This is a genomic window from Belnapia sp. F-4-1, assembly GCF_000802185.1.
Taxonomy (GTDB): Bacteria; Pseudomonadota; Alphaproteobacteria; order Acetobacterales; family Acetobacteraceae; genus Belnapia.
On record NZ_KN676113.1, the window covers coordinates 250,296 to 272,988 of the forward strand.

A 22,693-nucleotide genomic window follows, 5' to 3' on the forward strand; every position below is an offset into this window, starting at 1 on the left:
CTGGGCTCAGCCCTCGAGGCGGTAGTTCGGCGCCTCGCGCGTGATCGCCACGTCATGGACGTGGCTTTCGCGCAGCCCCGCGCCGGTGATGCGGCGGAAGCGGGCGTTGGACTGCATCTCGGCGACGGTGGCATTGCCGGTGTAGCCCATGGCGGCCTTGAGGCCGCCGACCAGCTGGTGGATCACCGTGCCGACCGGCCCCTTGTAGCCGACGCGCCCCTCGACGCCCTCGGGGACGAGCTTCAGGCTGTCCTGCACATCCTGCTGGAAGTAGCGGTCGGCCGAGCCGCGCGCCATCGCCCCGATCGAGCCCATGCCGCGATAGGATTTGTAGGAACGGCCCTGGTAGAGGAAGACCTCGCCCGGCGCCTCGTCGGTGCCGGCGAAGAGGCTGCCCATCATCACGCAATCGGCGCCGGCGGCGACGGCCTTGGCGATGTCGCCCGAGGTGCGGATGCCGCCATCGGCGATGGCCGGAATGCCCCGCTCCTTCGCTGCAGCGGCGCATTCCATCACCGCGGTAAGCTGCGGCACGCCGACGCCGGCGACGACGCGCGTCGTGCAGATGGAGCCCGGACCGATGCCGATCTTCACCGCATCGGCGCCGGCCTGGATAAGCGCCTCGACGCCCTCCGGCGTGGCGACATTGCCGGCGACGACCTGGACGGTGTTGGAGAGGCGCTTGATGCGCTCGATGGCGGCCAGCACGCCGCCCGAATGGCCATGGGCGGTGTCGACCACCACCACATCGACCTCGGCGGCGATCAGCGCCTCGACACGGCGGAAGCCGTCCTCGCCGACGCCCGTCGCGGCCGCGGTGCGGAGCCGGCCGAGCGCGTCCTTCACCGCGTTCGGGTTGGCCTGGGCCTTGTCCATGTCCTTGACGGTGATGAGGCCGACGCAGCGCCCGGCCTCGTCCACCACCAGCAGTTTCTCGATGCGGTGGCGGTGCAGCAAGGCGCGCGCCTGCTCGGGCGAGATGTCGCCGTTGGCGATCACCAGGTTGTCCCGCGTCATCAGCTCATAGACGCGGGTGCCTGGGTCGGTTGCGAAGCGGACGTCGCGGTTGGTGATGATGCCGACCAGGCGGCCCCCCGGTTCGCCACTCTTGCCACGCTCCACCACCGGGATGCCGCTGATGCGGTACTGCTCCTGCAGCGCGCGGACATCGGCGAGCGTCTGGTCGGGATGGATGGTCACCGGATTCACCACCATGCCGCTCTCGAATTTCTTCACCCGCCGGACCTGGGCGGCCTGTTCCTCGGCGGTCATGTTTTTGTGGATGACGCCGATGCCCCCCGCCTGGGCCATGGCAATGGCCATCGGCGCCTCGGTCACGGTGTCCATCGCCGCGGCGACGAGCGGGATGTTGAGGGCGATCTCCCGCGTCAGTCGGGTGCGGGTATCGGTCTGGTGCGGCAGGACGGTCGAGTAGGCGGGGACCAGCAGCACGTCATCGAAGGCATAGGCCTCGGCGATGGTGATCGGGGAGCGCGGCTGGCTGCGGGCAGGGCCGGCATCGGGAAGGGACTCGGGGGCCATAGGGGGACCTTTCGCGCGAGATTCGTCGCGGGGGCGGGCGATCCGCTACCTTGGCGGCCCCCTTTACCCCCAGGGCAGCGGCCGCGTCCAGCATCGGTGCGGCTGCGAGCATTGCAGGGCGGTGATATCCGCCCCGCGTTTCAGGGGGTGTCCTCCCCGGCCGGAAGGGCATGGTTCATGGCGAGCGCCGGCACCGCCTCCCCGCACCAGCCGACGATGCGGGCGGGGACGCCGGCGACGGTGGCACAAGGCGGCACGTCCCGCAGCACCACGCTGCCGGCGCCGACCTTGGCGCCGCGGCCGATGACGACATTGCCGAGCACCTTGGCCCCGGCGCCGAGCAGCACCCCGTCCCGCACCTTGGGGTGGCGGTCGCCCGTCTCCTTACCGGTGCCGCCGAGGGTCACGCCCTGGAGGATCGAGACGTCGTTGCCGACCACCGCTGTCTCGCCGACGACGACGCCGGTGCCGTGGTCGATGAAGACGCCATGGCCGAAGCGGGCGGCGGGATGGATGTCGATGGCGAGCACCCGGGCGATGCGGGCCTGCAGAAAGCCGGCCAGTGCCACCCGCCCTCCGGCCCAGAGCCAATGGGCGATGCGGTGCGCCTCAAGCGCATGGAAGCCCTTGTAGTAGAGGAAGGGTCCGAGCAGGCCGGTCGCCGCCGCCGGGTCCCGCGTGCCGATGGCGCGGAGGTCGGCCCGAGCGGCCTCGGCGATGCCCGGCTCGGCCGCCAGCGCCTCCCCGGCCAAGCCAGCGAGCCGGTCGGCGCCGAGGAAGGGATCGGCCAGCCGCTCCGCCAGCACCGCCCCCAATGCCTCGGCGAAGCTGCCCCGGCTGAGCAGCATGGCATGGAGCAGGGCGCCGAGCAGCGGCTCCGCGGCAGCCGTCTGCGCTGCCTCCGCCAGCAGGGAGGGCCAGGGATCGAGCGCCGCCTCGGCGGCAGGCAGGCTGGGTGGCATGGGCGATGTCCTCCACCCCGGCATATCGGTGCGCGGGCGGGCCGAGGGAAGGGTCAGCCGGGCCGGAAGCCCGTCGCCACGACGTAGAGCTCCGCGCTGTCCTTCCGGCTGGCGGGAGGCTTGCCGTGCTTCACGCTGGCGAAATGCCGCTTGAGCTGGTCGAGCAACCCCTTCTCCGTCCCGCCCTGGAACACCTTGGCGACGAAGCTGCCGCCCGGGGCCAGCACCTTCAGCGCGAAGTCGAGCGCCAGCTCCGCGAGGGCGATGATGCGGAGGTGGTCGGTCGCGTTATGGCCGGTGGTGTTGGGGGCCATGTCGGAGAGGACGAGGTCGGCCGGGCCGTCGAGGGCGGCAAGCACGGCCTGCTCCACCGCCTCGTCCTGGAAGTCGCCCTGGAGCATGATGACGCCATGCAGCGGGTCCATCGGCAACAGGTCGAGGGCGACGATGCGGGCGCCGCCCTTCTGTGCCGCCACCTGGGTCCAGCCGCCCGGCGCGGCGCCGAGATCCACCACGCGCATGCCGGGCTTCAGCAGGTGGAACCGCTCGTCCAGCTCGATCAGTTTGAAAGCGGCGCGCGAGCGCAGGCCCTGCTGCTGCGCGGCCCGCACATAGGGATCGTTCAACTGCCGCTCGAGCCAGCGCTGGCTGCCGATCTTGCGCTTCTTGGCGGTCTTCAGCCGGGTGGTGAGCCCCCGCCCGCCGGGCGGCGCGCCCTTCAGGTCACGGCCCGCCGGCTCGTGGCGGCCCGCGCACCGGGCCAGCGATCTGCACGCATCATCCTCAGCAGCATCCCCTCGCGGAGGCCGCGATCGGCGACGGTGAGCGCCGGCAGCGGCCAGACATGGCGGATCGCAGCATAGACCGCGCAGCCCGGCAGGACAAAATCCACCCGGTCCGGCCCGACGCAGGGATGCGCCGCGAGCCCGGCCCGGCCGAGGGCGAAGAGGTCGCCGAGCGCCTGGTCGGCCATGCCCATGTCGAGCGTCCGGCCATCGACGAGCGGGCGACGGTAGCGCGGCAGGGCGAGTGCCACGCCGGCCAGCGTCGTCACCGTGCCGCTGGTACCGATCAGCCGGACGCCGCCGGCTCTGATTTCCTGGCCGATGCAATGGACGCGGTCGAAGGCGAGGAGATGCGTCGCCACCTCCTCGACGACGGCATGGAAGCCCTCCTCGGTGAAGCAGGAGGCGCCGGCACGCTCGGCCAGGGTCACAACGCCGAGAGGCAGGGAGATGTAGCCGATCAGCTCTGCCGTCGGCGCGCCGGCCGGGCGGCTGCCGCGGGGCGGCACGCGGATCCAGGCGATCTCGGTGCTGCCGCCGCCGATATCGAAGAGCAGGGCACGGCGGTCCGTCTCCTCCAGCAGCGGGGCGCAGGATTCCATCGCCAGTTCCGCCTCCTCCCGCGCCGAGATGATGCGGGGACGGAGGCCCGTCTCCGCCTCGACGCGGGCGAGGAAAGCGGCGCCGTTGCCGGCGCGGCGGCAGGCCTCCGTGGCAACGGCCTGGAACTGACGAATCGGCCGGCGGGACAGCTTGTCGGCACAGGCGGCGAGCGCGGCCACGGCGCGGTCCATAGCCGGTTCGGCAAGCTCCCCGGTACTGGCCAACCCCTCGCCCAGCCGGACGATGCGGCTGAAGCTGTCCACCACGCGGAAGCCGCTGGCAGTGGGCGAGCCGATCAGCAAGCGGCAATTGTTGGTGCCGAGGTCGAGGGCGGCATAGGCCGGGGCGGGCGAGACGGGGAAGCGGCCATGAAGCTGGGCCGGCCGCTCCGGCAAGGCCGGGTTGGGAAGCGGGGGCTCTGTCAGCCGAAGGTGTTGTACGTCATCCGGCATCGTCTTGGGCCAAGGGGTTCCCCGGGATGGGCTGCTCCGCACCTCCCCGAAGGGCATGATCCGGGGATGCGGCCCCGGGGGCAAGCGCTTTCCTTCAGGGGCGGGTTGCAGGCCGCCAAGGGAAATGGTAGGTGCGGCGCCCTGCGAGGTGGTGACGCTTCGCAGGCCGACCTACCCCGCCGATCGGCGGGGGCGTTGGGGGATAGTTTAACGGTAGAACTCCCGACTCTGACTCGGGCAGTCTTGGTTCGAATCCAGGTCCCCCAGCCAATCCGCTTGTAGATCCCATTGCCGCCAGAGACTCAGGCGGGGCGCTCGCCACCCGAGCGACGGGATTGCGCGCCTGTGACACCGCGGTGTGACACATCTGAGCCATCCAGCATGCCGGCAGTCCTGCCGGTGCGGCCATCGGCCCCCATCCCACGTCACCGCTCTGCCCACCTTTTGCTCCGCGGGCGGACTTGGTACTGGCGCCGCCGTTTGCCGGGCGTCGGGCGAGACACCAAGGTGAAAATAAGGCAGGCCGAGATCCGGATATCATTGCGGGCCGAGGACCGCCGGACCGCCCTGGCCCGGGCGCTCCAGCTGGACGCCACCTTCGAGAGACTTGCCCGAATGGCCGATCTGACCTCCACCCTCACCGCTGCGGCCTTTGCCACCGAGTTCCACCGTGCCGCCCTGACCGAGCTGGAGGCGCGACGCGGCGCCCGTGAGCCTGACCAGTCCGGCACGCTGACTCGCTGGCAGCCGGGCCCGCCGCTCGACCCGGTCCTAGCGACGCGCCTCAGCGCCTTCGCCGACGAGCCAGACACGCTCGGCTCCAACCTGCCGGCCGACCTCGCCGCTGACCTGCGGCAGGCGCTCAAGACGGTGCCGCCGGCACGGCATTGGGCGTCACCACTCGCCGCCTCCGAGGCGCGCGCCCAGGCCGCCGACGGCCGGGCTGCTCGGCTGGATATGGCCCTGCGCATGAACGACCTCGATGTCCTTGGTTCGGTGGTTGAGGCGACCCTCAGCAGGCTCGGCGTCACCCTGCCACCTGGGCGGCATCCATTGGCTGCGCGGGCTGCCCTTCGAGGTTTGGCCGAGGCCCACCGCGAGGATGCCCAGCGCGAGCGCGGCGTCTACCTCGAGCCGCCCCAGCAAGCCGTCGCGCTGGATTCACTGCCCGATCCTACCCCGTTGGCGCCGGCGGTTGTCTTGTGCCCGAGGCTCCAGTGCCTGAGGCGGTCGCGCCTCCACCTCCGACCAAGCCGCCTTCGCCGTTGCTATCCGAGGAGGTCGAAGTGGCAAAGAAGCGGCGGCTGCGGGTGAAAGCTGGCGCCAAAACGCTCCGCGACACGGACCTCGCCGCCCGGCTGTTCCAGGAACTCGTCGGCGACCTGCGCCTCGGCGAGATGCGTTGGACGGACGTCGCCTCCTTCCGCGATCAAGCGTTGGCATTGCCGAAGTGGCACGGCAAAGGGGCGTCGGACGCTTTGTGTTTGCGACCAGTCGAGCGGCTCAGCAAAAAAACGATCAACAAGCACTTGAGCAGCCTGAAATTTGTGGTGAAGGCTTGGGTGCGACAAGCACAGCGAGCAGAAGCGCACGCCGTTCGACAGTGAGTTCATCCCGAAGTGAGTTCATCCCGAAGAAGGAAGTGGCGGCCGACATACGGGTCTTCCGCGTCGCCGGTCAGCCAATGGCCGTGCGGGATGGCGGCCCGCAGCCGCTCGCCCCGGGGCGCCCGGCCGTGGGTGCGGGTCATGTTGGTTGAGGCCCAGGTCTCATCAATGAACACCAGCCGGTCCGGGTCGAGGTCAGGCTGGGCTTCGAACCAGGCCCAGCGCCGCCTCAGGATGTCGGGGCGGCCCTGCTCCGCGGCGTGAGCGGTCTTTTTTTACGCGTCATCCGCCGTCGGTCGAGGAAGCGCCACAGCAAGCGGTCCTGGCGCGACCGAACCCACCTCCCGCACCAGTGTCGCCCATCGGACCACGCTGGCCGCGCTCACCCCAAAGCGAAGCGCCGCCGCACAGCAGGACGACCCCGCCGCGATCGCCGCCACGCGTTCCCGCAAGTCGACCGACAGCGCCTTGGACATGCCCATTGCCCCCTCATGCCAAGAAGCAACTGAATCATCGCCGTGCAGCCCTTGGGATCACAAGCGACTCAGTCAGGCAGGAAACCGCTCTAAGCCGCGGCGATCCAGCACCCGATCTGCCTCAAATGGCGCGCGCACCATCCAGCATCACATCCACGTAATGAGATTATTCTCGCGGAACAATGCAACGACTATCACCGCATGACACGTTAGGTCGGTTTCCTTCAACCCGGACGACTGTCTCCTCATGAGCCGAACAACTGACCAGGACGAACCGCAAAGCCAGCGCGCAACTATGGTTGACAAGCATGTTGGCCAAAGGATCCGCGAGCGGCGGCTTGCCATGGGGCTGTCCCAGCAGCAGCTGGCCCGCATCATCGGCATAACCTATCAGCAAGCGCACAAGTACGAGCGAGGGCAGAACCGCATTTCCGCCGGCCGCTTGTTCAGCGTAGCGCAGGCGCTTGCCACGGAACCCGCGTGGTTCTTCGACGGCTTGGGTGCGGACAATGTCGTTGAAGAGCTACCGCCACGACAGCGCATGCAAATGGAGCTGATGCGCAACTTCGCCTCCATCAAAGACGAAAAGCAGCAAGAAGCCCTCAGCAGCATGGCCCGCTTGCTTGCAGGCTCATAGCGAGGCCAGCGGGCTGACAAGTGACCACCAAGGCGCGAAGCGGACCTACGTGGCAGTCCGCGCCTTGGCCCGGTCTGGGTACCACCCGGTGAACTTGAAGGCTCCTACGAGCGCCAAGATGATCGCAGCAAAACCTAAGCGCAGTGGCATGCCGGACCGGGTGAGCAGGGCCACGCAGCAGCAATCATGACCGCGACGGCCAGGGCTCAGACAGCGGTGATCACGTAGGTGGTCGGGACGAACTCCGACGCGTTCCACAGCTCCAGCGCCACCTCCTCGCGGTCACACTGCAAGGTGCATGGCCATCAAGGCAAGGACGATCAGCAACAGTCCCTGTCCCATGCAGGACAGCAAAAGGTGGAGCCGAGTGCCCTAGGCACCAAGCGCTGGCTGCGCCTTGCAGAAACGTCCCTGATCTATCGTCCCTTCCGAGACTATGCGGTTCCGAATCATGTTTCTCGCGATATGGTGTATTTCCATACACCTTATGGTTGAGTGAGATGGTATACACACAACGAGGAGCTGCATATGAGCCAGACCGTCCGGCAACATGAGCCTCAAGGCCAACGTGCCATCATGGCCGACGAACATATCGGTGCCTTGATCCGCGTCAGACGGATGATGATGGGGCTGTCGCAACAGGAGCTGGCCCGTAGTGTCGGTGTCACCTATCAACAGTTACACAAGTACGAGCGAGGCTTGAACCGCATTTCGGCTGGTCGCCTATTTGATGTGGCGCAAGCACTTGCTATCGATGCCGCTTGGTTTTTTCAAGGCCTTGCCGAGGAATGCGCTGTTGAAGACGTAGCGCCACGCCAACGCATGCTGTTGGACCTCATGCGCAATTTCGCATTGATCAAAGACGAAAAGCAGCAGGAGGCTCTCAGCACCATGGCTCGCTCGCTGGCTGGCTCGTAGCGAAGCCGGGAGGCCGCCAGGCGCCTTCCGCGAGTACCTTACTTTCAACGCGCCACAGGATCGCCGGCGAGGTCACGCTGGAGTGGCCAGGGCGGTTCGGCGCAGCGACGGACCCAATTTGTGCCTAAGAGGCGCTGGCAGGCTCTTGCCGCTCCGCCGGCGGCGTAGAGACGGAGTTGCCGCAGCTTGGCCTTTGGCTGCCTAGGAAGTTCACCGAACCGGCCCTCCCGCGTGAGCCGCTCAGCTCGGCGGCCTGATTTGCCGGCACAACGTCCGTCTCATTTCGCAAAGGCGTCTATGACCTTCTCCCCAAAGCGCGGCAGGCTGTCTTCCAGGTCAGGCAGGAAGGCGCCGAGCGGGAGAACGAGCCGACCAACGCACTGCCGCTGCCGCTCCGCCACCGCCTCCAAAGGATCCTGCCCGGAACCAGGCAGCGCATCGGGACAGCCAGCGAGAATCTCGATCGCGCCTGGGTCGCGCCCCGCCGCCTCTGCGCTGCGGCGCACGACCTCGAGCAAGGGCATGGTGTCGACCTGCGCCCCGATTGAGGGAAAGAAGCCGTCGCCCAGCCGTCCGGCCCGTCGCGCCGCCGCTTCGGAGTGGCCGCCGACGATGATCGGCACGGTCCGCGCCAGCGGCTTCGGGTCGCAGGTCACACCTTCGAAGGAGACGAAGCGACCCGCGAAGCTAGCGCCGTCCTCGCGCCAGAGGGCGCGCATCGCGCCGACATACTCGTCGGCCCGCCGCCCGCGCTCCGCAAAGGGAACGCCGAGCGCATCGAATTCCTCCCGCAGCCACCCGACGCCGATGCCGAGTTCGATCCGCCCGCCGCTCATGTGGTCAAGGGTTGCAACCTGCTTCGCCAGCACCAGCGGGTTGCGCAGGGGCAGGATGATGACGCCGGTCATCAGGCGCAGCCGGGTCGTTGCCGCCGCGGCGAAGGCCATCCAGATCAGCGGGTCCGGCATGGCGGTGAACTGGGTGCCCGGCAGCCGCCCGCCCGGGGCATAGGGATAGGTGCTCTCATAGCGTTCCGGCAGGGCCACGTGGTCTACCGCGAAGACGGAATCGAAGCCGGCTGCCTCGGCCAAGCGGGCCAGTCGCGCGGCCCCGGCGCCGTCCGGGAAGGTGTTGTTGCCGAAATGCAGGGCGAATTTCATCGGATCTCCCCTCGCGGCGTCATGTAGGCTTGGCTGCACCGCGTTGACCGCAGCTTGGCAGTGCAGCCAGCATCGGGTCCAGCGGCCGCCGCGCCGCGTCCTGGCGGCACCGCCGGGCGAAGCCACGCCCGATGCCGCCACGCCCGCCGGGGCTCGACCGTCACACAACGGAGAACACCCATGTCGCCGGACGTCCTGTCGCAGCTCGCACCCACCGGAATCCTGCGTGCCGGAATCAACATGGGCAATTTCCTGCTCGTCACCGGGCGCAGCGCCTCGGGCGATCCGGAAGGCGTGGCGCCCGGCATGGCGCGCGCCATCGCGGAGCGGCTCGGCCTGCCCATCCGGTACGTGCCCTACCCCAAGCCGGGCGAACTCGCGGATGCGGCAGGCAGCGGCGCCTGGGATATCGGGCTGATCGGCGCCGAGCCGCAGCGCGCCGAGAAGATTGCCTTCACCGCGGCCTATGCGGAGATCGAGGCGACCTACCTGGTGCCGCCGAACTCGGCGATCACGTCGCTGGCCGAGGTCGATCGTCCCGGCGTACGGATTGCCGTCACGGCCAGGGCGGTCTACGACCTCTGGCTGGATCGCAACATCCGCCACGCAACCTTGGTCCGCTCCGACAGCCTCGACAGGGCTTGCCGGATCTTTGTCGACGACGGCCTGGAGGTCCTGGCCGGACTGCGCCCGCGCCTGCTGGCAGATGCCGAAGCCCTCCCGGGCTCTCGCATCCTGTCCGGCGGCTTCACCGCCGTGCAGCAAGCCATCGGCACGGCACGCGGTAATGCCGCCGGGGCAGCCTTCCTGCAGGACTTCGTCGAGGAGGCGAAGGCGTCCGGCCTCGTCGCCCGGCTCATCGAGCAGCACAAGGTGCGCGGCCTGTCCGTCGCCAGCGCCGCATAGGGCGTGCTGCACCGCGAGATGACGGCGGCGTCGCAGTCCCGGCTTGACGTGCCGTACGCCGCATCCAAGCCTCATGGCGAAGGACAAGCGAAGCCCCTCCGCCACGCAGCGCCGCCCTGCCCGGCAGGGAGCAGGTCGCGCCACACCGGGAGTACCGCGCCATGCCACGCCGCCGCCTCGCCCTCGCCGCCGCGCTGCTGTCCGGTTTCATGGCCTGTTCCGCGACGGCGCAGGAACGCACGATACGGATCCTGAGCGGCGCCTCGGCCGGCGGCTCCTCCGACTTCGCCACGCGCGTGCTGGCGGAGGCGCTGGGCCCAATCCTCGGTGTGCGCGCCGTGGTCGAGAACCGCACCGGCGTGAACGGCATCGTGGCCGCCCAGGAGACGGCGCGCAGCGCGCCGGACGGGTCGACGATGTTCGTCTGCCCGATGAGCACCATGTCCATCACGCCACAGCTCATCGGCGCGAACCTGCCCATCGACCCGGGCGCCGAGCTGCTGCCGATCGCCAATGTCGCGCTTTCCTCCTACGGCTTCGTCGTGGCCGCCAACGGCCCCTACCGGAGCGTCCACGACGTGCTGGAAGCGGCGCGGGCGAGGCCCGGGCAGGTCAGCTTCGCCTCGGCCGGCGTCGGCTCCGCCCAGCACCTGCAGGGCGAGCTGCTGAAGCAGAAGACCGGGCTCGAGATGGTCCATGTTCCCTATCGCGGCGCCAGCCCGGCCATCGTCGACATCCTCGGCGGGCGCACCGACTTCATGATCACCAACATGGCCGATGTCACACGCCAGGTGCAGGATGGCGGGCTCCGCCTGTTGGCGATCTCGGACGAGGAGCCCTTTCCGCTCTTCCCGGATGTGCCGCCGCTGTCGCGCATCATTCCGGATTTCAGCGTGGTCGGCTGGTTCGCGCTCTGCGGGCAGAAGGCGATGGCGCCCGAGCTCGTGGACCGCCTGGAGGCTGCGGTGCGCCGGGCCATGGCGGATCTCGCGGTCGTCGGCCAGATGGCCAAGGGCGGGCTGACGCCGCGCTTCGAGGATCGCGCGGCCATCACCCGCCGCCTCGCCGCGGACCGCGCCCTCTGGCTCGACGTCATCCGGGCGGTCAACCTGCGGGCCGGCTGACCGGCGCGGCGTTGACCCTGCCTCCCCCGCCTGCCTACCGTCGCAGGCAAGCAACGGGGAAACGTCATCCATGCTGATCCAGGCGGAAAGGCTGCAGGCCGCCATTGCCCATATGCTGGAGGCGGCGGGAACCGACCCGACCAGCGCCGGGATCGTCGCCGCAGATCTGCTGGAGGCGAACCTGCAAGGCCATGACAGCCATGGCGTGCAGCTGGCGCCGCGCTACGTGCTGAACGTGCTGGCCGGCAAGCTGATGCCCAACGCCGCGGTCCAGGTGGTGCAGCGGACCGGCGCGATCATCGTGGCGGATGGCGGCATGGGCTTCGGCCAGGTCGTCGGGCGCCAAGCCATGGAGCTCGCCATCGCCTCCGCGCGCGACACCGGCCTCGGGCTGCTGGCGCTCCGCAACGTGCATCATCTCGGCCGCATCGGCGCCTATGGCGACCAGGCCGTGGCGGCTGGGATGCTGTCGATCCATTTCGTCAACGCCGTCTCCGGCCCGCCGGTGGTGGCGCCCTTCGGCGGCATCGAGGCGCGCTTCGGCACCAACCCGATCTGCATCGCGGTGCCGCCGGTGGCGCCGGTGGCGCCGGGCGGGTATCCGCTGATTCTGGACTTCGCCACCAGCGCGCTCGCCATCGGCAAGGTCCGCGTGGCCCATGCCACCGGCAGCCCGGTGCCGGAGGGCAGCCTCGTCGACCATGCCGGCCGCCCGACCACCGACCCGGGCGTGATGTACGGAGAGGGCCCGCGCGGCGCGCTGCTGCCCTTCGGCCTGCACAAGGGATCAGGGCTCGCCCTGATGTGCGAGATCCTGGCCGGCGCGCTCACTGGCGGCGGCACCAACCAGCCCGCGACGGCAAAGGACCGCGGCATCGTCAACGGCATGCTCGCCCTGGTGCTCGACCCAGCCCGCTTCGGCGACATCGAGGCCTTTCGAGCGGAGACCGCGGCCATGGTTGCGCATGTGAAGGCCGCCTCGCCGCCCGGTGGGCCGCCGGTGCTGGTCGCCGGGGAGAAGGAGCGGATCACGAAGGCCGAGCGCCAGCGTGGCGGGATCCCGGTGCCCGATGCAACCTGGGCGGAGCTTTGCTCTGCTGCGGCCGAGGCGGGCATCCCGGCGGACCGCCTCGTTGCTTTGACGGGGGTTTGAGCCATGAGCACGACGCCGCTCGGCGTGCCCCAGTTGGTCGAAATCGGTCAAGCGGCGCCGTTGACCGGCATCATTCCGACCGATCTCAGTGTTGAGGTGATCAAGGTCGAGAAGCCGGAGGGCGGCGACGATGCCCGGTTGTGGAGCCACCCTATGTCGGCGAGACCGGCCTCAGCTTCCAAGCCTACAACCGCGGCAAGTACGGGGTGACGCTGGACCTGCATTCCTCCGCGTGCGGCTAACGTTGGATGCCGACATCCTTATCCAGAACCTGCGTCCCGGCATGGTCGAAGAGAGCTGGACGTGGGGCCAGAGGCGATGCTCGCCCGCCGAGCGGCCCTGGCGCAACCGAACCTGTCTCCCGCGCCTGCGCCGCCCAGCGGATCGCACTGGCCGCGCTCACTCCGAAGCGGACGGCCGCCGCACGGCAGGACGATTCCGCCGCGATCGCCACCACCACACGCGTTCCCGCAAGTCGATCAACAGCGCCTTGCACATGCCCATCGCCCCTCATGCCGAGGAACAACTGAATCACCAGTGTACAGCCCGTGGAGCACAAGCAATTCACCCAGGTAGGAAACCGCTCTAAGAACCCAAGCCGAACCAAGATAGGGTGAAACGGAATGCGCTGGCGGCTAAATTCAGTTTTTAGGCGGACGTTCGGGGTTTGCCCACGGTGACCACGATCACGCCGTCAACTGTCTCGATGTCGCCCGGCCGGAACTTCAGGCTTTCCTCAAGCCGCATGCCTAAGTGACTGTGTGAAAAGGCTGATTGCGGTCCAACGCGTTGCTTTGTCTCACCTTTATGGGTCGAGGCAGCCATGTGGAACCCCTGTCAGCATCGATATCCAACGGACCTCTCCGACGCCGAGTGGGCAGCGCTGGAGCCGCTGCTCCCGCCACCGGCGTCCAAATCACGGCAGCAGGTGATCCAGGTCCAGTTGTTGGTGCGGTCCTACGAGGTAAGCCTCGGCGGATCGAGGAAGATGCTGTTCTGGCGCAGTAAACCGTGGAGGTGGACTTGGCGATGGCGCAGAAGGCTTCTGCTTGAGCGGCGAATTCCTTCGTATCGAGAGCTAAGGGCCGGCGACTTTTGATTCCTCCCATGTTTTCCGACCGGCTTTTGGCCTTTGCCATCAGCCTTGCAGGTCCCGGGATAGATGGAATGACCGAGCTGGCCTCGCCGAATGTCCGGTTTACGAGGGCCGTGTAGCAAGCCACCTGCGTAAGCCGGGACGTGCAGGCGTGATTCTGGCTTCACCTGCCGCGCAATGTGCCTAATCTCCGCGGCAACGAAAACAGGATCTGCGTTCGTAGCGAGCGCCAGGATACTCAGGGGTGGAAGTCCGGATGACAGCTTTTCTGCTTCGCGCAGCGCCCATGCCACGTCTTAAGGCGAGTCTGTGGTGACCCGCTCCTACGCCTCTCGCCGGAAGCTTCTTGGCACGGCGGCCGTCCTTGCCATGCCCTTCCTGGCCAAGGCTCAGGGCAAGGGCCCAGAGGGCTGGCCGAACAGTCGCAGCGTCAGCTTGGTAATCCCTTTCACCCCGGGCGGCGGCACGGATGTAATAGCCCGCATCTTGCAGGATGGCTTCGGCGAGAGCTTTGGCGGCAGCTTCGTGATGGATCATAAGCCGGGCGCTTCGACAACGGTGGGCGTCCGCTACGTTGCCCGAGCGCGGCCAGATGGGGCGACGCTGCTGGTCGGCAGCAACTCTGGCTTTACCCAGGCACCCTTCGCCTACCGAAACCTGGGCTACGACCCGCTGGCGGACTTTACCCATATCAGCCTGCTATACGCTTCCGCCTACCTGCTCGTGGCTCACCCGCGCTGGGGCAGCTTTGAGCAAGTGATCGAAGCGGCGAAGCGCGAGCCGGGAAAGCTCTCCTACGGCACCTGGGGCCTCGGCTCGACCGCGCATCTGCTGATGCTCGAGATGAACGAGCGGACCGGGACCGAGATGCTGCACGTGCCGTTCGGCGGCCCGGTGCCGGCGCTGACCGAGATCCTGGCCGGCCGGGTGGACATGATGTTCACGACCTTTGCCCCGGCCCGGGCGCATGTGCTGGAGGGGCGCTTGCGCGCTCTCGCTGCGCCGCACGATGAACAGTTGGCGGCAATGCCGCAGGTGCCCACAACAGGCGAACTCGGGCTGCCGGGGTTCCTCGTCAGCGCCTGGTGGGGCTTGGCCGGTCCGGCCAATCTGTCGCCACCGCTCTCCGCAGCGCTGGAGCAAGCAGTAGCCGGCGCTGTCGGCCGCCCTGCGGCACAGCGCCTCGCTGAAGAGTTCGGCCTGTTGCCGCTGCCCTTGGGCCAGGAGGCAATGCGTACGCGCATCCGCCGCGACTTGGCGCAGAACGAGATGTTAATGCGCAAGGCAGGAATCACGCCAGAGTAAAATGTTTCATCAGTTTAATGTTGTAGTTGGATAGTGCAGAGCGCGTTTTATCCAACACCTTTCGGTCCGCCCCTTCGCATCATGGCAAGGGCATAGTTGCCCGGGTTGCGGCATCCAACAAAGAACGATGCACGATGGGTTGGCCGCCTCACCTCTTCGCTACGACGTGGTCGCGGCCGCACGGAAATTGCACCATCACGACCTCCAGCCCGGTCTCGCCGGCGGCCGCGGCGAAGGACGGCTCATCTGGGGCAACGAAGATGCAGGACAGCGGCGGCAGGATCTCACCGGCCGATGCATGCAAGCTGCCCGCCGTCACCACCCAGAACTGGCCGTCGCCGCTGGCAGGGTCGAGGCCTTCCAGCGGTGCCCCCGGCGGCAGGCGAAGGCGCCAAGCCCCCATGCCGTCAGCCGCTTCGGGGATCAGCACCGTCGAGGTCCCTTCCTCCGGTACGGCCGCGTCGGGCGCAACCGGCCCGGCGAAGGCATCGCGGAAACGCCGCTTCACGCCGCGCATCTCCTCCCGCGCGGCCGGCAGATAACGGGCGCCGCGGTCGTAGCCATTGCGCAGGGTGAAGTATTGCAATCCAGCGGGACCCGCGGTGATGGGACCATAGGCGCTGAAGGCGTTGCTGTAATGCACCGCGACCGGCTCCACCGGGTGGCTGCCGAGCGTTCCGTGGCCTGCGACCACGATCTGGAACTGGTTGGCCTCATGGAAGTGGGACGCCACGACCGAGCCCGCCGGCTGCTCCACCAGGAAGGCCACCGGATAGACCGCCTCGGGCCCCGGCGGCTCGGCCGAGGCCGCCGAAGGGTTGTAGCGGTTCGCCCCGATAAAGGTCGTCAGGTGCGCCGCCACGCCGTTGGAGACAATGGCGCGGCGGCTATCGCGCGCGGCCTCAACGGGTGCCAGTATCGCCATATCCTCGTCTCCCTTGACTGTGCAAAGGCTGGCCGGATGATCCCAGGCGACATGCCGCCCGCGCCGCGGCGGCCGGCGCAAGCCACGCCTCTGGCGGTCATCCGCGAGCGGCGGTACGACCGAGACCCATACGCGCTCGGTCGGCCCTGCCAGCATGCGTCCCTCTGTCTTGTGCTGATCATGGGCGGACCCTTCCAGCGGCACAAGCCGCGGCAGCTACCGTTGTATGAACCACGTCACGCCCTTAAGCTGTCGGCATTCAGCCGGCTCGTGCCAGCACCAGCGGGGGGCTGATCCGCCACATGGTGCTGGAGCCCGAATGGAACCCGTAGGGATCCGCTCAGCACGCCGCCTCTGCCGTGCCGGCCCCGCCGCCTTCCCCGCCCTGCCCGCGCTGGCGCAGGACCTGCCGCAGCGCCCCATCCGCCTGATCGTGCCTTTTGCCGCCGGCGGCGGGACTGATGTCGTCGCGCAGGTCGTGGCGGAGCAGGCGGGCAGGCTTCCGGCGCAGCCGGTGGCCGTGGAGCACCGCACAGGCGTCGGCTCGATCCTCGGCATGGAGCACGCCGCTAAGGCGGCGCCGGATGGCGGCACGCGGCTGGTGGCGACCCTCGCGCATGCGGTGAACCCGGCGCTGCACGACACGCTGCCCTATGATCTGCTGCGCGACTTCCGCAGCGTCGCCTTCATCGGCGAAGTGCCGCTGGTGCTGCTAGTCGACTCCTGCCTGCCGGCCGAGGATCTTCGCGGCTTGGTCCCCCTGCTCAGGCGCGAACCCGGCCGCCATGCCTGCGGCTCGGGGGGCAGCGGCAGCGCGATCCACGTCGCGGGGGAGTTGTTTCGCCGCATGGCGGATGTGGGGCTGCTGCATGTGCTCTATCGCGGCGCGGCATCTGCCCTGCAGGATGTCATCGCGGCCGAGAGAGGCTTCCCCGATTTTGGTGCTGTGGGTTGGAATGGGCTTTTCCTGCCCGCCCACACGCCGCCGGCTATCGTCGCGCGCCTGGCGTACGAGGCTCGCGCGGCGCTCCACCGCCCTGACGTGAAAGCTCAGGTCGAACGCCAAAGCGGCGACGTGGTGGGCCGCAACCAACGGACCTTCGCCCGCTTTGTTCGAACTGAGGTCGTGCGTTGGGCCGAAGTGGTGCGCCGCAATGGGATCCAAGTCGAATGAGTGGGCCGCTCGCCGGAATTCGTATCCTGGACATCTCGACCATCATCGCTGGACCTTGGTCCTCAACGCTGCTCGCGGATCTCGGTGCCGAGGTGCTGAAGGTGGAGCTGCCTGGCGCCGGTGACGGTCTGCGGGCATTGGCACCGCACAAGGATGGGATTCCCTTGTGGTGGAAGGTGACCAACCGCAACAAGCGCGGCATCAGCCTCGACCTGCGCAAGCCTGCCGGCAAGGCTCTCTTCGAACAACTGCTACCCCGCTACGACGTGCTGGTGGAGAATTTTCGCCCCGGCACCTTGGACAAGTGGGGAATGCCTATCGATCGCATGCGGGAGTTGGCGCCGCGCTGTGTGGTGCTTCGCGTCACGGGCTTCGGCCAAACCGGACCTTACAAAGACCGCCCTGGCTTCGCCCGGGTCTTCGAAGCCATGTCCGGCCTGTTGAACATCACTGGCGATCCGGACCGGCCACCGCTGCACGCTGGCTTCCCCATCGCGGATGCCGTAGGCGGGCTGTTCGGTGCACTCGGCATCCTTGCTGCGCTCCGCCATCGTGACGCCAATCCGGACCTGCCGGCGCAGGAGATTGACCTATCGATGCTCGAGGCCATGTGGCGCGTGCTCGATTTCCTGCCGGTCGAATATCAACAACTCGGTGTGGTGCGCGAACGCAATGGCAACAATAGCCAGTATAGCGGTCCGAGCAACGTGTACCGCGCGAAAGACGGTCGGTGGGTTACGATTCCCGCCAGTACCCAAGCGGTGTTCGAGCGACTTTGCCAAGCCATTGGCCAACCGCTGTTGCCGGCCGACCCGCGCTTCCTCACCAACCCCGACCGCGTTCGGAACCGTGCCGCGCTGGATGCCGTGGTCGGCCAGGCCATCAGCGCGCTGGACTACGAGCCACTGGCTGACATGCTGGAGAAGCACGGCGTTGCCTTCGCCCCTGTCCAGAATACGGCCGACATCTTTGCCGATCCACATATGCAGGCACGCCAGGCGATCATCGATGTACCGGACTCCGATCTCGGATCCCTGGCCATGCAGGCGGTAGTGCCACGCTTCTCCGCGACACCGGGCGAGGTACGATACAGCGGGCCTTCGGTCGGCGAACACAACATCGAAGTGTTCTGTGATGAGCTTGGCCTCACGGAGGCCGAACTAGCCGAATTGAAGGCCCAGAACGTCGTCTGAGCAGGCAGGATCGGTTGGCAGGGTACGCATCATGGCCCGCTCCGCCGATCAGCTTGGACCTTCGGAAGCGGTTCGGCCGCCGAGTAGGTCTATCGTCACTGCTGCATCTGCCCTTGTACGGCCGCGACTGCAGGCTTCCAACCTGCGAGGTCGCGCTCGATGAGGGTCCGGAACTCTGCACTCCCTGTAGGCGCAGGTTCGAGGCCTATTGCCGCCAGCCGCGACGCAGCCTCGGGTCCGCTGACGGACGCCTTTGCGATGTCCGCAATGGCGGCGATGGCGGCCGGATCAGTACCGAGCGGAGCCAGCACACCCAACCATGATGTGAAATCAATGCCAGCCAAGCCCAACTCGGCGAGCGTCGGCACCTCAGGCAGCAAGGCTGAGCGCTGAGCGGCTGCGACGGCCAGAGCACGAGTGGAGCCATCTTGCAGATAGGAAAGGTGTACGGTGGGGTTGTCGCAGACGAAAGTTAAGCGGCCCGCCAAGAAATCCGGCAGCAAGGCAGAGCTGCCACGATAGGGGACCATCTCGGCCTGGCCACCAAGCCGCGCGAGGAATTGCTCGCCGACGACATGCATCGCCGTTCCAGGCAGTGGCGGCGCCCAGGACGAAGAAGCATCATTCGTGCGCAGGCGAGCGGCCAATGTCGCAAAGTCCATGATGCCGGAACTGGCGCGCGTCAGGACAACAGCCGGGGAGGTTGCAAGACGGGCCACCGGCACCAGACTTCGTACCGGATCGACCGCCCCCGGTGGGTCGCCACGAAGATTGTTGATGACAAGCGCTGCATAGCCCAGCAGGAAGGTCCGGCCATCCGGGCGCGCTCGCGTGACGGCAGAGGCGGCGATATTGCCCCCTGCGCCTGTGAGGTTCTCGACAACGACCGGCTGCGGCAGCCTAGAGCGCGCTGTTTCTACAAACAGTCGGGCAAGAGAGTCTGTCGGTCCCCCAGCCGCCGAGCCGACCACAATACGCACCGGACCGTCCGGTGTCCAAGCCGCAGCGGGAAAAGAAAAGCAGAGGAAAACGATGGCTGGCAGCCACCGAGTTGGTAAGTTCATCGCATTACCTCCCATTCAAAGCCTTGAATACAAGGAGCTTCCGGTGTTCGGCAATCAACCCGGAGTGGGCGGCAGGTCGTGTTTCAGGTGATGGTATAGGAGCGTGGCTCCTGGCGGGTCAGGCCGCTGAGTCAGGTTGGCACGGCCGAGAGCCTGACCTAGCCAGTATCGCTGACTGCGGCGACGGCCTCCAGGGTCGCGTAGCGGGAGCGTTGGATGGACCACTCGTTCGACTGTGCGAGGAGACTTGCGGCACTGCCGCAAAGCCGATGAATCGAACCGCGGCGGCCTCGTTTGGGAGTATGCGACTACATTCGTCCTGCGCTTGATCTCGCCGTTCAGTCGCTCGATGGAGTTTGTCGAGTGTAACTTCGCCCGATGCGCGGTGGGAAGGTCATGTAGGCGAGCACGTCCTCCTCAACACTATCCATCAGCGAGGCGAGCTTCGGGCCCCTCGGGCGGGGCCGGTCGGCGACGGTGCACCACTGCCGCTTTGCGCTTTCGGCATCTGCATGAGCCGTGCCGACCCAAACCGAGACGATACGGCGCTGGGCCTTTGCCAGCACGGGCCGAAGCAGTGCGGGCGAAGTAGACACGGCACCGCTGGTAGGTGACGCGCAGCACCTTCGTCACCGCCGCCTTCGAGCCCTGTTGGGTGTCGAAGACGACGATCTTCATACCGCGCAGGTCGGGGCGCGGAGGAAGTCGAACCAGAATGGCTCCGCCTCCGAACTGCCGACCATCAGGCCCAGAACCTCGCGTCAGCCATCAGCGTTCACGCCTACCGCAACGGTGGCTATACGCCCTTGACGGCGTCGGCGCCGCGCTTCCGCACAACTATGCCGCGGAGCCATCAAGGAGCTGTCGCTTCCTTGCGTTACCAAACTATAATTTGTTGGGCACAGAAGCACGGCCGGGCACCCCTACCGGTTAAATCAACCAAGTCCGCCAAATTCTACCATTGGCTCTCAATACAAAGACACAACATCCAAGCTTGTTGGGGATTCGATTGCTCAAAAATAGAGATTAATTGACTCGCGCGATGCAACACGACACGGATAGGGGGGTGAAACCGTTTTATACTCAACATTAATCAGGAGCCTTGTATGGCGCAGGCAAGCTTCCCCACCCAGCACCGCGTCGCCGCTCTTGCGCGGGACAATGCAGGCAAGGGCCTGATTAAGCACTCCACTGATTCCGGTCTAAAAATGATGGCGCTCGCGGTGGGCGAGAGCACCAATCCGCTCGACCCAACGGCCTACAAGCCAGTGTGGACCGAAAGTTTCGATACCGGCTTTGGTAAGATGACCGAGGTTTGGGGTGATGTGAAAGTGGCCGATGGCATTGCCATCCTGACCAGCACCGATGTCACGCCGGAGGTGACCAATGTTAAAGGCCCCAACGATTGGCAAGCTGCTGGCATGATGGTCCGGCCCGAAGGGGCAAGTGCGGGCAACGGCTACGGCCTTTACACCATCACCGCAAAAACCGATCCCAGCGAGGGGCCCGGTCCCTTCGCCTGCTTATGGCCCGCCAGCAACAAATGGCCCGGTCCGGAACTCGACATCTTTGAGAAAGCCTCGACCGGCGATACGGATGGCTATTCAACAATTCACTTCAAGTCGTCCAGCGGGGGCGACGGATACACGGTCTATCGCTATCCGGCCAATACCTACAAGATGAGCGATATTCACGAGTATTCCATGGAGTGGACCGACGACCACATCAGCCTGTATATCGACAAAAACTGGATCTACACGACTACGGAGCATGTGCCGAAAGACTTTGCACATGGTGGTGAGAATTCAGCATTTGGTGCTGGCATGCAGCCAGACTGGGCATGGCAACAGCAAAACGGCTCCACCAACGTCCTCTACGTCTACGAGATGAGCTATGCTGCATTGCCGCCGCCCAAAATGAGCGTCAGCGATGCCGTCGTTACCGAAGGCGGGGATCTCAGCTTTATCGTTAGCCTGGACGACGTGCCGGCGGGACCGGTGACGGTGAATTACAGCACATCGAATGGTACGGCGGATGGATCGGACTACACGGCCGTCGATAACACGCTGACCTTTTCGCCGACGGAAACCAGCAAGACCATCCTTGTCCGCACCACGGGGGATACGGCCTTCGAAATTGACGAGACGCTGACCCTTACCCTGTCGAACCCCAGCAATACGGCTACGCTGCTCACGGCTACGGCCACCGGCACCATCACCAATGATGATCCTGTCCCGGTTGTTGTGCCGGGCATAACGGTCTCGGATGCTAGCGCGCCCGAAGGCTCCAAGATGACCTTCACCGTGTCATTGGACAAACCCACCACCAGCACGGTGACGGTGAACTACAGCACGGCGGCCGGTACGGCCTCCGCTACGGATTTCACAGCGGCCAACAGTGGCCTCACATTCGCGCCGGGCGAGACCAGCAAGACAGTAGAGGTGCAAACCGCGCAAGACAGCTTGGCCGAACCCAGTGAGACGCTGACCTTTAACCTTTCAAACCCGAGTGGCGCGACCTTGTTTGACGCCTCCGGGACTGGCACTATCACCAATGTCACCACGACCCCGGTCGTAGTGCCGGGCATGCGGGTGTCTGATGTCAGTGTGAACGAAGGCGGCATCCTTAACTTTACGGTGTCACTCAGCACGGCGACCACTGTGCCAATCACGGTGAAGTACGCCACGGCGAATGGCACCGCGCTCAGCACCTCTGATTATAAGGCGGCCGCCAACACCCTGACTTTCTCGGCCGGTCAGACCAGCAAGACGGTCGTGGTGCAGACAACCAACGACACTGCCTATGAGGCCAACGAGACGGTGTTTCTTCGCTTGACCCAGGCAAGCGGCGCGACGCTAACCGATGCCGAAGGCCGGGGAACGATCCTCAACAACGACGTGATGGGCCGGACCGTCACGGGCACCACCTCCAACAACACGCTCGCGGGTGCTGGCGGTGACGATACGATCACCGGTTGGCGCGGCAACGACACGATGACGGGTGGCGGGGGTTCGGATGACTTCGTGTTCTCGCGACTCGACGGCTTCGACCGGATTAAGGATTTCGTTCCTGGAGTCGATGATTTGGTATTTCGGAGCATCGCCAGCAGCACGGTGGCAGCCAAGACGGCAACCTATTCCGGCATCTCGGGTACCGATGTGACCTACGGCACCAGCGGCGACCATGTGTTCTTGGAAAGAGTGTCGCTGGCGCAGTTTTCGATCGGCAATGATGTCATCTTCGCCTGAACAACAGAAGGTGCGGCTTGTCCGCGCCTTCGCCCAGCGGTCGGATTGTCAGGTTTCGCGCCGACGAGGGAGTTTGATCAGAGGGGCTGGTTGGCCTGTCGCATGTCTTCGGCAACGACCGCTCGCTGGTCGAGGCCAGTGTGGAGCAGGAAGGAAGCAGCGCTGCGGATCGGCGCGGCGTCGTTTCGCGTCGCCATGAAGAAGAATGCGGCGCTGCGGGTCTGCTGCACCGCTACGCCCTTGCCTTCCAGAACCAAGTCACCATGACAGCAGCGCGCAATGCGCATCACCCCATCGGGCAGCGCGTCGCCCGCCTGCCTGGGACAACAGGCGAGCTTCCACCAGCAGCTATGCTGCGATCGC

At 66.6% G+C, this 22,693-nt stretch carries 20 protein-coding genes, 1 tRNA gene and 3 pseudogenes; 14 read left to right on the forward strand and 10 right to left on the reverse strand.

The annotated features are described in order from the left end of the window. Nucleotides 1-6: 6 nt before the first annotated feature. The 4 genes from guaB to LH62_RS01480 all read right to left on the reverse strand — a co-directional run bounded on the left by guaB (nucleotide 7) and on the right by LH62_RS01480 (nucleotide 4,344). Nucleotides 7-1,542 carry an IMP dehydrogenase gene (gene guaB / locus LH62_RS01465; protein ID WP_082012283.1) on the reverse strand — a complete coding sequence of 512 codons (1,536 nt, stop codon included), beginning with the start codon at nucleotides 1,540-1,542 and terminating at the stop codon, nucleotides 7-9. Nucleotides 1,543-1,682: 140 nt separating this feature from the next. Then, complete coding sequence (gene cysE / locus LH62_RS01470; RefSeq protein WP_052213572.1) at nucleotides 1,683-2,504, reverse strand: serine O-acetyltransferase; 822 nt, start codon at nucleotides 2,502-2,504, stop codon at nucleotides 1,683-1,685. A 53-nt stretch (nucleotides 2,505-2,557) separates the two neighbouring features. Then, entirely contained in the window at nucleotides 2,558-3,226 is a 669-nt protein-coding gene (locus tag LH62_RS01475; RefSeq protein ID WP_043364939.1) for an RlmE family RNA methyltransferase, read from the reverse strand. Next, the gene (locus LH62_RS01480; RefSeq protein WP_052214915.1) at nucleotides 3,223-4,344 is read right to left on the reverse strand and encodes a Ppx/GppA phosphatase family protein; all 1,122 of its coding nucleotides are present in this window, start codon (nucleotides 4,342-4,344) and stop codon (nucleotides 3,223-3,225) included. The genes LH62_RS01475 and LH62_RS01480 overlap by 4 nt, the downstream gene beginning before the upstream one ends. A gap of 196 nt (nucleotides 4,345-4,540) precedes the next feature. Between LH62_RS01480 and LH62_RS01485 the strand changes: the two genes are divergently transcribed. The 4 genes and pseudogenes from LH62_RS01485 to LH62_RS30050 all read left to right on the forward strand — a co-directional run bounded on the left by LH62_RS01485 (nucleotide 4,541) and on the right by LH62_RS30050 (nucleotide 5,951). Beyond that, nucleotides 4,541-4,614, forward strand: a tRNA-Gln gene (locus LH62_RS01485). A gap of 111 nt (nucleotides 4,615-4,725) precedes the next feature. After that, nucleotides 4,726-4,941 (forward strand): annotated as a pseudogene (locus tag LH62_RS32585) (DUF6538 domain-containing protein); the annotation flags it as partial. A gap of 18 nt (nucleotides 4,942-4,959) precedes the next feature. Then, nucleotides 4,960-5,658, forward strand: coding sequence for a hypothetical protein (locus LH62_RS01490; RefSeq protein WP_144404331.1), 699 nt, complete (start codon nucleotides 4,960-4,962; stop codon nucleotides 5,656-5,658). Further along, nucleotides 5,631-5,951, forward strand: a complete 321-nt coding sequence (locus LH62_RS30050; RefSeq protein ID WP_144404332.1) for a hypothetical protein — start codon at nucleotides 5,631-5,633, stop codon at nucleotides 5,949-5,951. The genes LH62_RS01490 and LH62_RS30050 overlap by 28 nt, the downstream gene beginning before the upstream one ends. Before the next feature lie 68 nt (nucleotides 5,952-6,019). Here LH62_RS30050 and LH62_RS31740 read toward each other — a convergent pair. Further along, a pseudogene (locus LH62_RS31740) lies at nucleotides 6,020-6,427 on the reverse strand (IS630 family transposase); the annotation flags it as partial. Nucleotides 6,428-6,674: 247 nt separating this feature from the next. Here LH62_RS31740 and LH62_RS01495 point away from each other — a divergent pair. Both LH62_RS01495 and LH62_RS01500 read left to right on the forward strand, forming a co-directional pair. Beyond that, on the forward strand, nucleotides 6,675-7,064 hold the full coding sequence (locus tag LH62_RS01495; protein ID WP_043358810.1) for a helix-turn-helix domain-containing protein: 390 nt from the start codon (nucleotides 6,675-6,677) through the stop codon (nucleotides 7,062-7,064). 528 nt (nucleotides 7,065-7,592) lie between these two features. Then, on the forward strand, nucleotides 7,593-7,982 hold the full coding sequence (locus tag LH62_RS01500) for a helix-turn-helix domain-containing protein (protein WP_043358811.1): 390 nt from the start codon (nucleotides 7,593-7,595) through the stop codon (nucleotides 7,980-7,982). A gap of 278 nt (nucleotides 7,983-8,260) precedes the next feature. Here LH62_RS01500 and LH62_RS01505 read toward each other — a convergent pair whose 3' ends face one another. Further along, nucleotides 8,261-9,142, reverse strand: a complete 882-nt coding sequence (locus LH62_RS01505; RefSeq protein ID WP_043358812.1) for an LLM class F420-dependent oxidoreductase — start codon at nucleotides 9,140-9,142, stop codon at nucleotides 8,261-8,263. A 180-nt stretch (nucleotides 9,143-9,322) separates the two neighbouring features. Here LH62_RS01505 and LH62_RS01510 point away from each other — a divergent pair, with 180 nt between their 5' ends. The 5 genes from LH62_RS01510 to LH62_RS27920 all read left to right on the forward strand — a co-directional run bounded on the left by LH62_RS01510 (nucleotide 9,323) and on the right by LH62_RS27920 (nucleotide 14,726). Beyond that, complete coding sequence (locus LH62_RS01510; protein WP_043358814.1) at nucleotides 9,323-10,048, forward strand: transporter substrate-binding domain-containing protein; 726 nt, start codon at nucleotides 9,323-9,325, stop codon at nucleotides 10,046-10,048. A 161-nt stretch (nucleotides 10,049-10,209) separates the two neighbouring features. Beyond that, nucleotides 10,210-11,172, forward strand: coding sequence for a tripartite tricarboxylate transporter substrate binding protein (locus tag LH62_RS01515; RefSeq protein ID WP_052213573.1), 963 nt, complete (start codon nucleotides 10,210-10,212; stop codon nucleotides 11,170-11,172). A gap of 70 nt (nucleotides 11,173-11,242) precedes the next feature. Further along, nucleotides 11,243-12,325: a malate/lactate/ureidoglycolate dehydrogenase gene (locus tag LH62_RS01520; protein WP_043358816.1), complete on the forward strand. Its 1,083-nt coding sequence runs from the start codon at nucleotides 11,243-11,245 to the stop codon at nucleotides 12,323-12,325. Between the two features lie 3 nt (nucleotides 12,326-12,328). Further along, the gene (locus LH62_RS30055; RefSeq protein WP_144404333.1) at nucleotides 12,329-12,535 is read left to right on the forward strand and encodes a hypothetical protein; all 207 of its coding nucleotides are present in this window, start codon (nucleotides 12,329-12,331) and stop codon (nucleotides 12,533-12,535) included. A 1,198-nt stretch (nucleotides 12,536-13,733) separates the two neighbouring features. Then, nucleotides 13,734-14,726: a tripartite tricarboxylate transporter substrate binding protein gene (locus LH62_RS27920; RefSeq protein ID WP_144404334.1), complete on the forward strand. Its 993-nt coding sequence runs from the start codon at nucleotides 13,734-13,736 to the stop codon at nucleotides 14,724-14,726. Between the two features lie 148 nt (nucleotides 14,727-14,874). Here LH62_RS27920 and LH62_RS01530 read toward each other — a convergent pair whose 3' ends face one another. Further along, on the reverse strand, nucleotides 14,875-15,651 hold the full coding sequence (locus LH62_RS01530; RefSeq protein ID WP_043358820.1) for a hypothetical protein: 777 nt from the start codon (nucleotides 15,649-15,651) through the stop codon (nucleotides 14,875-14,877). A 319-nt stretch (nucleotides 15,652-15,970) separates the two neighbouring features. Here LH62_RS01530 and LH62_RS27925 point away from each other — a divergent pair, with 319 nt between their 5' ends. Further along, nucleotides 15,971-16,825: a tripartite tricarboxylate transporter substrate-binding protein gene (locus LH62_RS27925; protein ID WP_052213575.1), complete on the forward strand. Its 855-nt coding sequence runs from the start codon at nucleotides 15,971-15,973 to the stop codon at nucleotides 16,823-16,825. Continuing rightward, a complete protein-coding gene (locus LH62_RS01540; protein ID WP_043358822.1) occupies nucleotides 16,822-18,018 on the forward strand; it encodes a CaiB/BaiF CoA-transferase family protein in 1,197 nt (398 codons plus the stop codon). Before LH62_RS27925 ends, LH62_RS01540 begins: the two co-directional genes overlap by 4 nt. A 95-nt stretch (nucleotides 18,019-18,113) precedes the next feature. Here LH62_RS01540 and LH62_RS28900 read toward each other — a convergent pair whose 3' ends face one another. Beyond that, the gene (locus LH62_RS28900; protein WP_160299755.1) at nucleotides 18,114-19,082 is read right to left on the reverse strand and encodes a tripartite tricarboxylate transporter substrate binding protein; all 969 of its coding nucleotides are present in this window, start codon (nucleotides 19,080-19,082) and stop codon (nucleotides 18,114-18,116) included. 158 nt (nucleotides 19,083-19,240) lie between these two features. Next, nucleotides 19,241-19,897 (reverse strand): annotated as a pseudogene (locus LH62_RS31750) (transposase); the annotation flags it as partial. A gap of 291 nt (nucleotides 19,898-20,188) precedes the next feature. Between LH62_RS31750 and LH62_RS27935 the strand changes: the two are divergent. Then, nucleotides 20,189-22,330, forward strand: coding sequence for a Calx-beta domain-containing protein (locus tag LH62_RS27935; protein WP_082012286.1), 2,142 nt, complete (start codon nucleotides 20,189-20,191; stop codon nucleotides 22,328-22,330). Between the two features lie 77 nt (nucleotides 22,331-22,407). Here the strand turns inward: LH62_RS27935 and LH62_RS30070 are convergent, their stop codons facing one another. Next, the gene (locus LH62_RS30070; protein ID WP_144404336.1) at nucleotides 22,408-22,617 is read right to left on the reverse strand and encodes a hypothetical protein; all 210 of its coding nucleotides are present in this window, start codon (nucleotides 22,615-22,617) and stop codon (nucleotides 22,408-22,410) included. Nucleotides 22,618-22,693: the final 76 nt, after the last annotated feature.

Coding starts and splice junctions, on each gene's coding strand:
- LH62_RS28900 (WP_160299755.1), bottom strand. CDS start 19,082: ATGAACTTACCAACTCGGTGGCTGCCAGCCATCGTTTTCCTCTGCTTT.
- LH62_RS01520 (WP_043358816.1), top strand. CDS start 11,243: ATGCTGATCCAGGCGGAAAGGCTGCAGGCCGCCATTGCCCATATGCTG.
- LH62_RS30070 (WP_144404336.1), bottom strand. CDS start 22,617: ATGCGCATTGCGCGCTGCTGTCATGGTGACTTGGTTCTGGAAGGCAAG.
- LH62_RS27935 (WP_082012286.1), top strand. CDS start 20,189: ATGGCGCAGGCAAGCTTCCCCACCCAGCACCGCGTCGCCGCTCTTGCG.
- LH62_RS01530 (WP_043358820.1), bottom strand. CDS start 15,651: ATGGCGATACTGGCACCCGTTGAGGCCGCGCGCGATAGCCGCCGCGCC.
- LH62_RS27925 (WP_052213575.1), top strand. CDS start 15,971: ATGGAACCCGTAGGGATCCGCTCAGCACGCCGCCTCTGCCGTGCCGGC.
- LH62_RS01500 (WP_043358811.1), top strand. CDS start 7,593: ATGAGCCAGACCGTCCGGCAACATGAGCCTCAAGGCCAACGTGCCATC.
- LH62_RS30055 (WP_144404333.1), top strand. CDS start 12,329: ATGAGCACGACGCCGCTCGGCGTGCCCCAGTTGGTCGAAATCGGTCAA.
- LH62_RS01495 (WP_043358810.1), top strand. CDS start 6,675: ATGAGCCGAACAACTGACCAGGACGAACCGCAAAGCCAGCGCGCAACT.
- LH62_RS01490 (WP_144404331.1), top strand. CDS start 4,960: ATGGCCGATCTGACCTCCACCCTCACCGCTGCGGCCTTTGCCACCGAG.
- LH62_RS01515 (WP_052213573.1), top strand. CDS start 10,210: ATGCCACGCCGCCGCCTCGCCCTCGCCGCCGCGCTGCTGTCCGGTTTC.
- guaB (WP_082012283.1), bottom strand. CDS start 1,542: ATGGCCCCCGAGTCCCTTCCCGATGCCGGCCCTGCCCGCAGCCAGCCG.
- cysE (WP_052213572.1), bottom strand. CDS start 2,504: ATGCCACCCAGCCTGCCTGCCGCCGAGGCGGCGCTCGATCCCTGGCCC.
- LH62_RS01540 (WP_043358822.1), top strand. CDS start 16,822: ATGAGTGGGCCGCTCGCCGGAATTCGTATCCTGGACATCTCGACCATC.
- LH62_RS01505 (WP_043358812.1), bottom strand. CDS start 9,142: ATGAAATTCGCCCTGCATTTCGGCAACAACACCTTCCCGGACGGCGCC.
- LH62_RS01510 (WP_043358814.1), top strand. CDS start 9,323: ATGTCGCCGGACGTCCTGTCGCAGCTCGCACCCACCGGAATCCTGCGT.
- LH62_RS01480 (WP_052214915.1), bottom strand. CDS start 4,344: ATGCCGGATGACGTACAACACCTTCGGCTGACAGAGCCCCCGCTTCCC.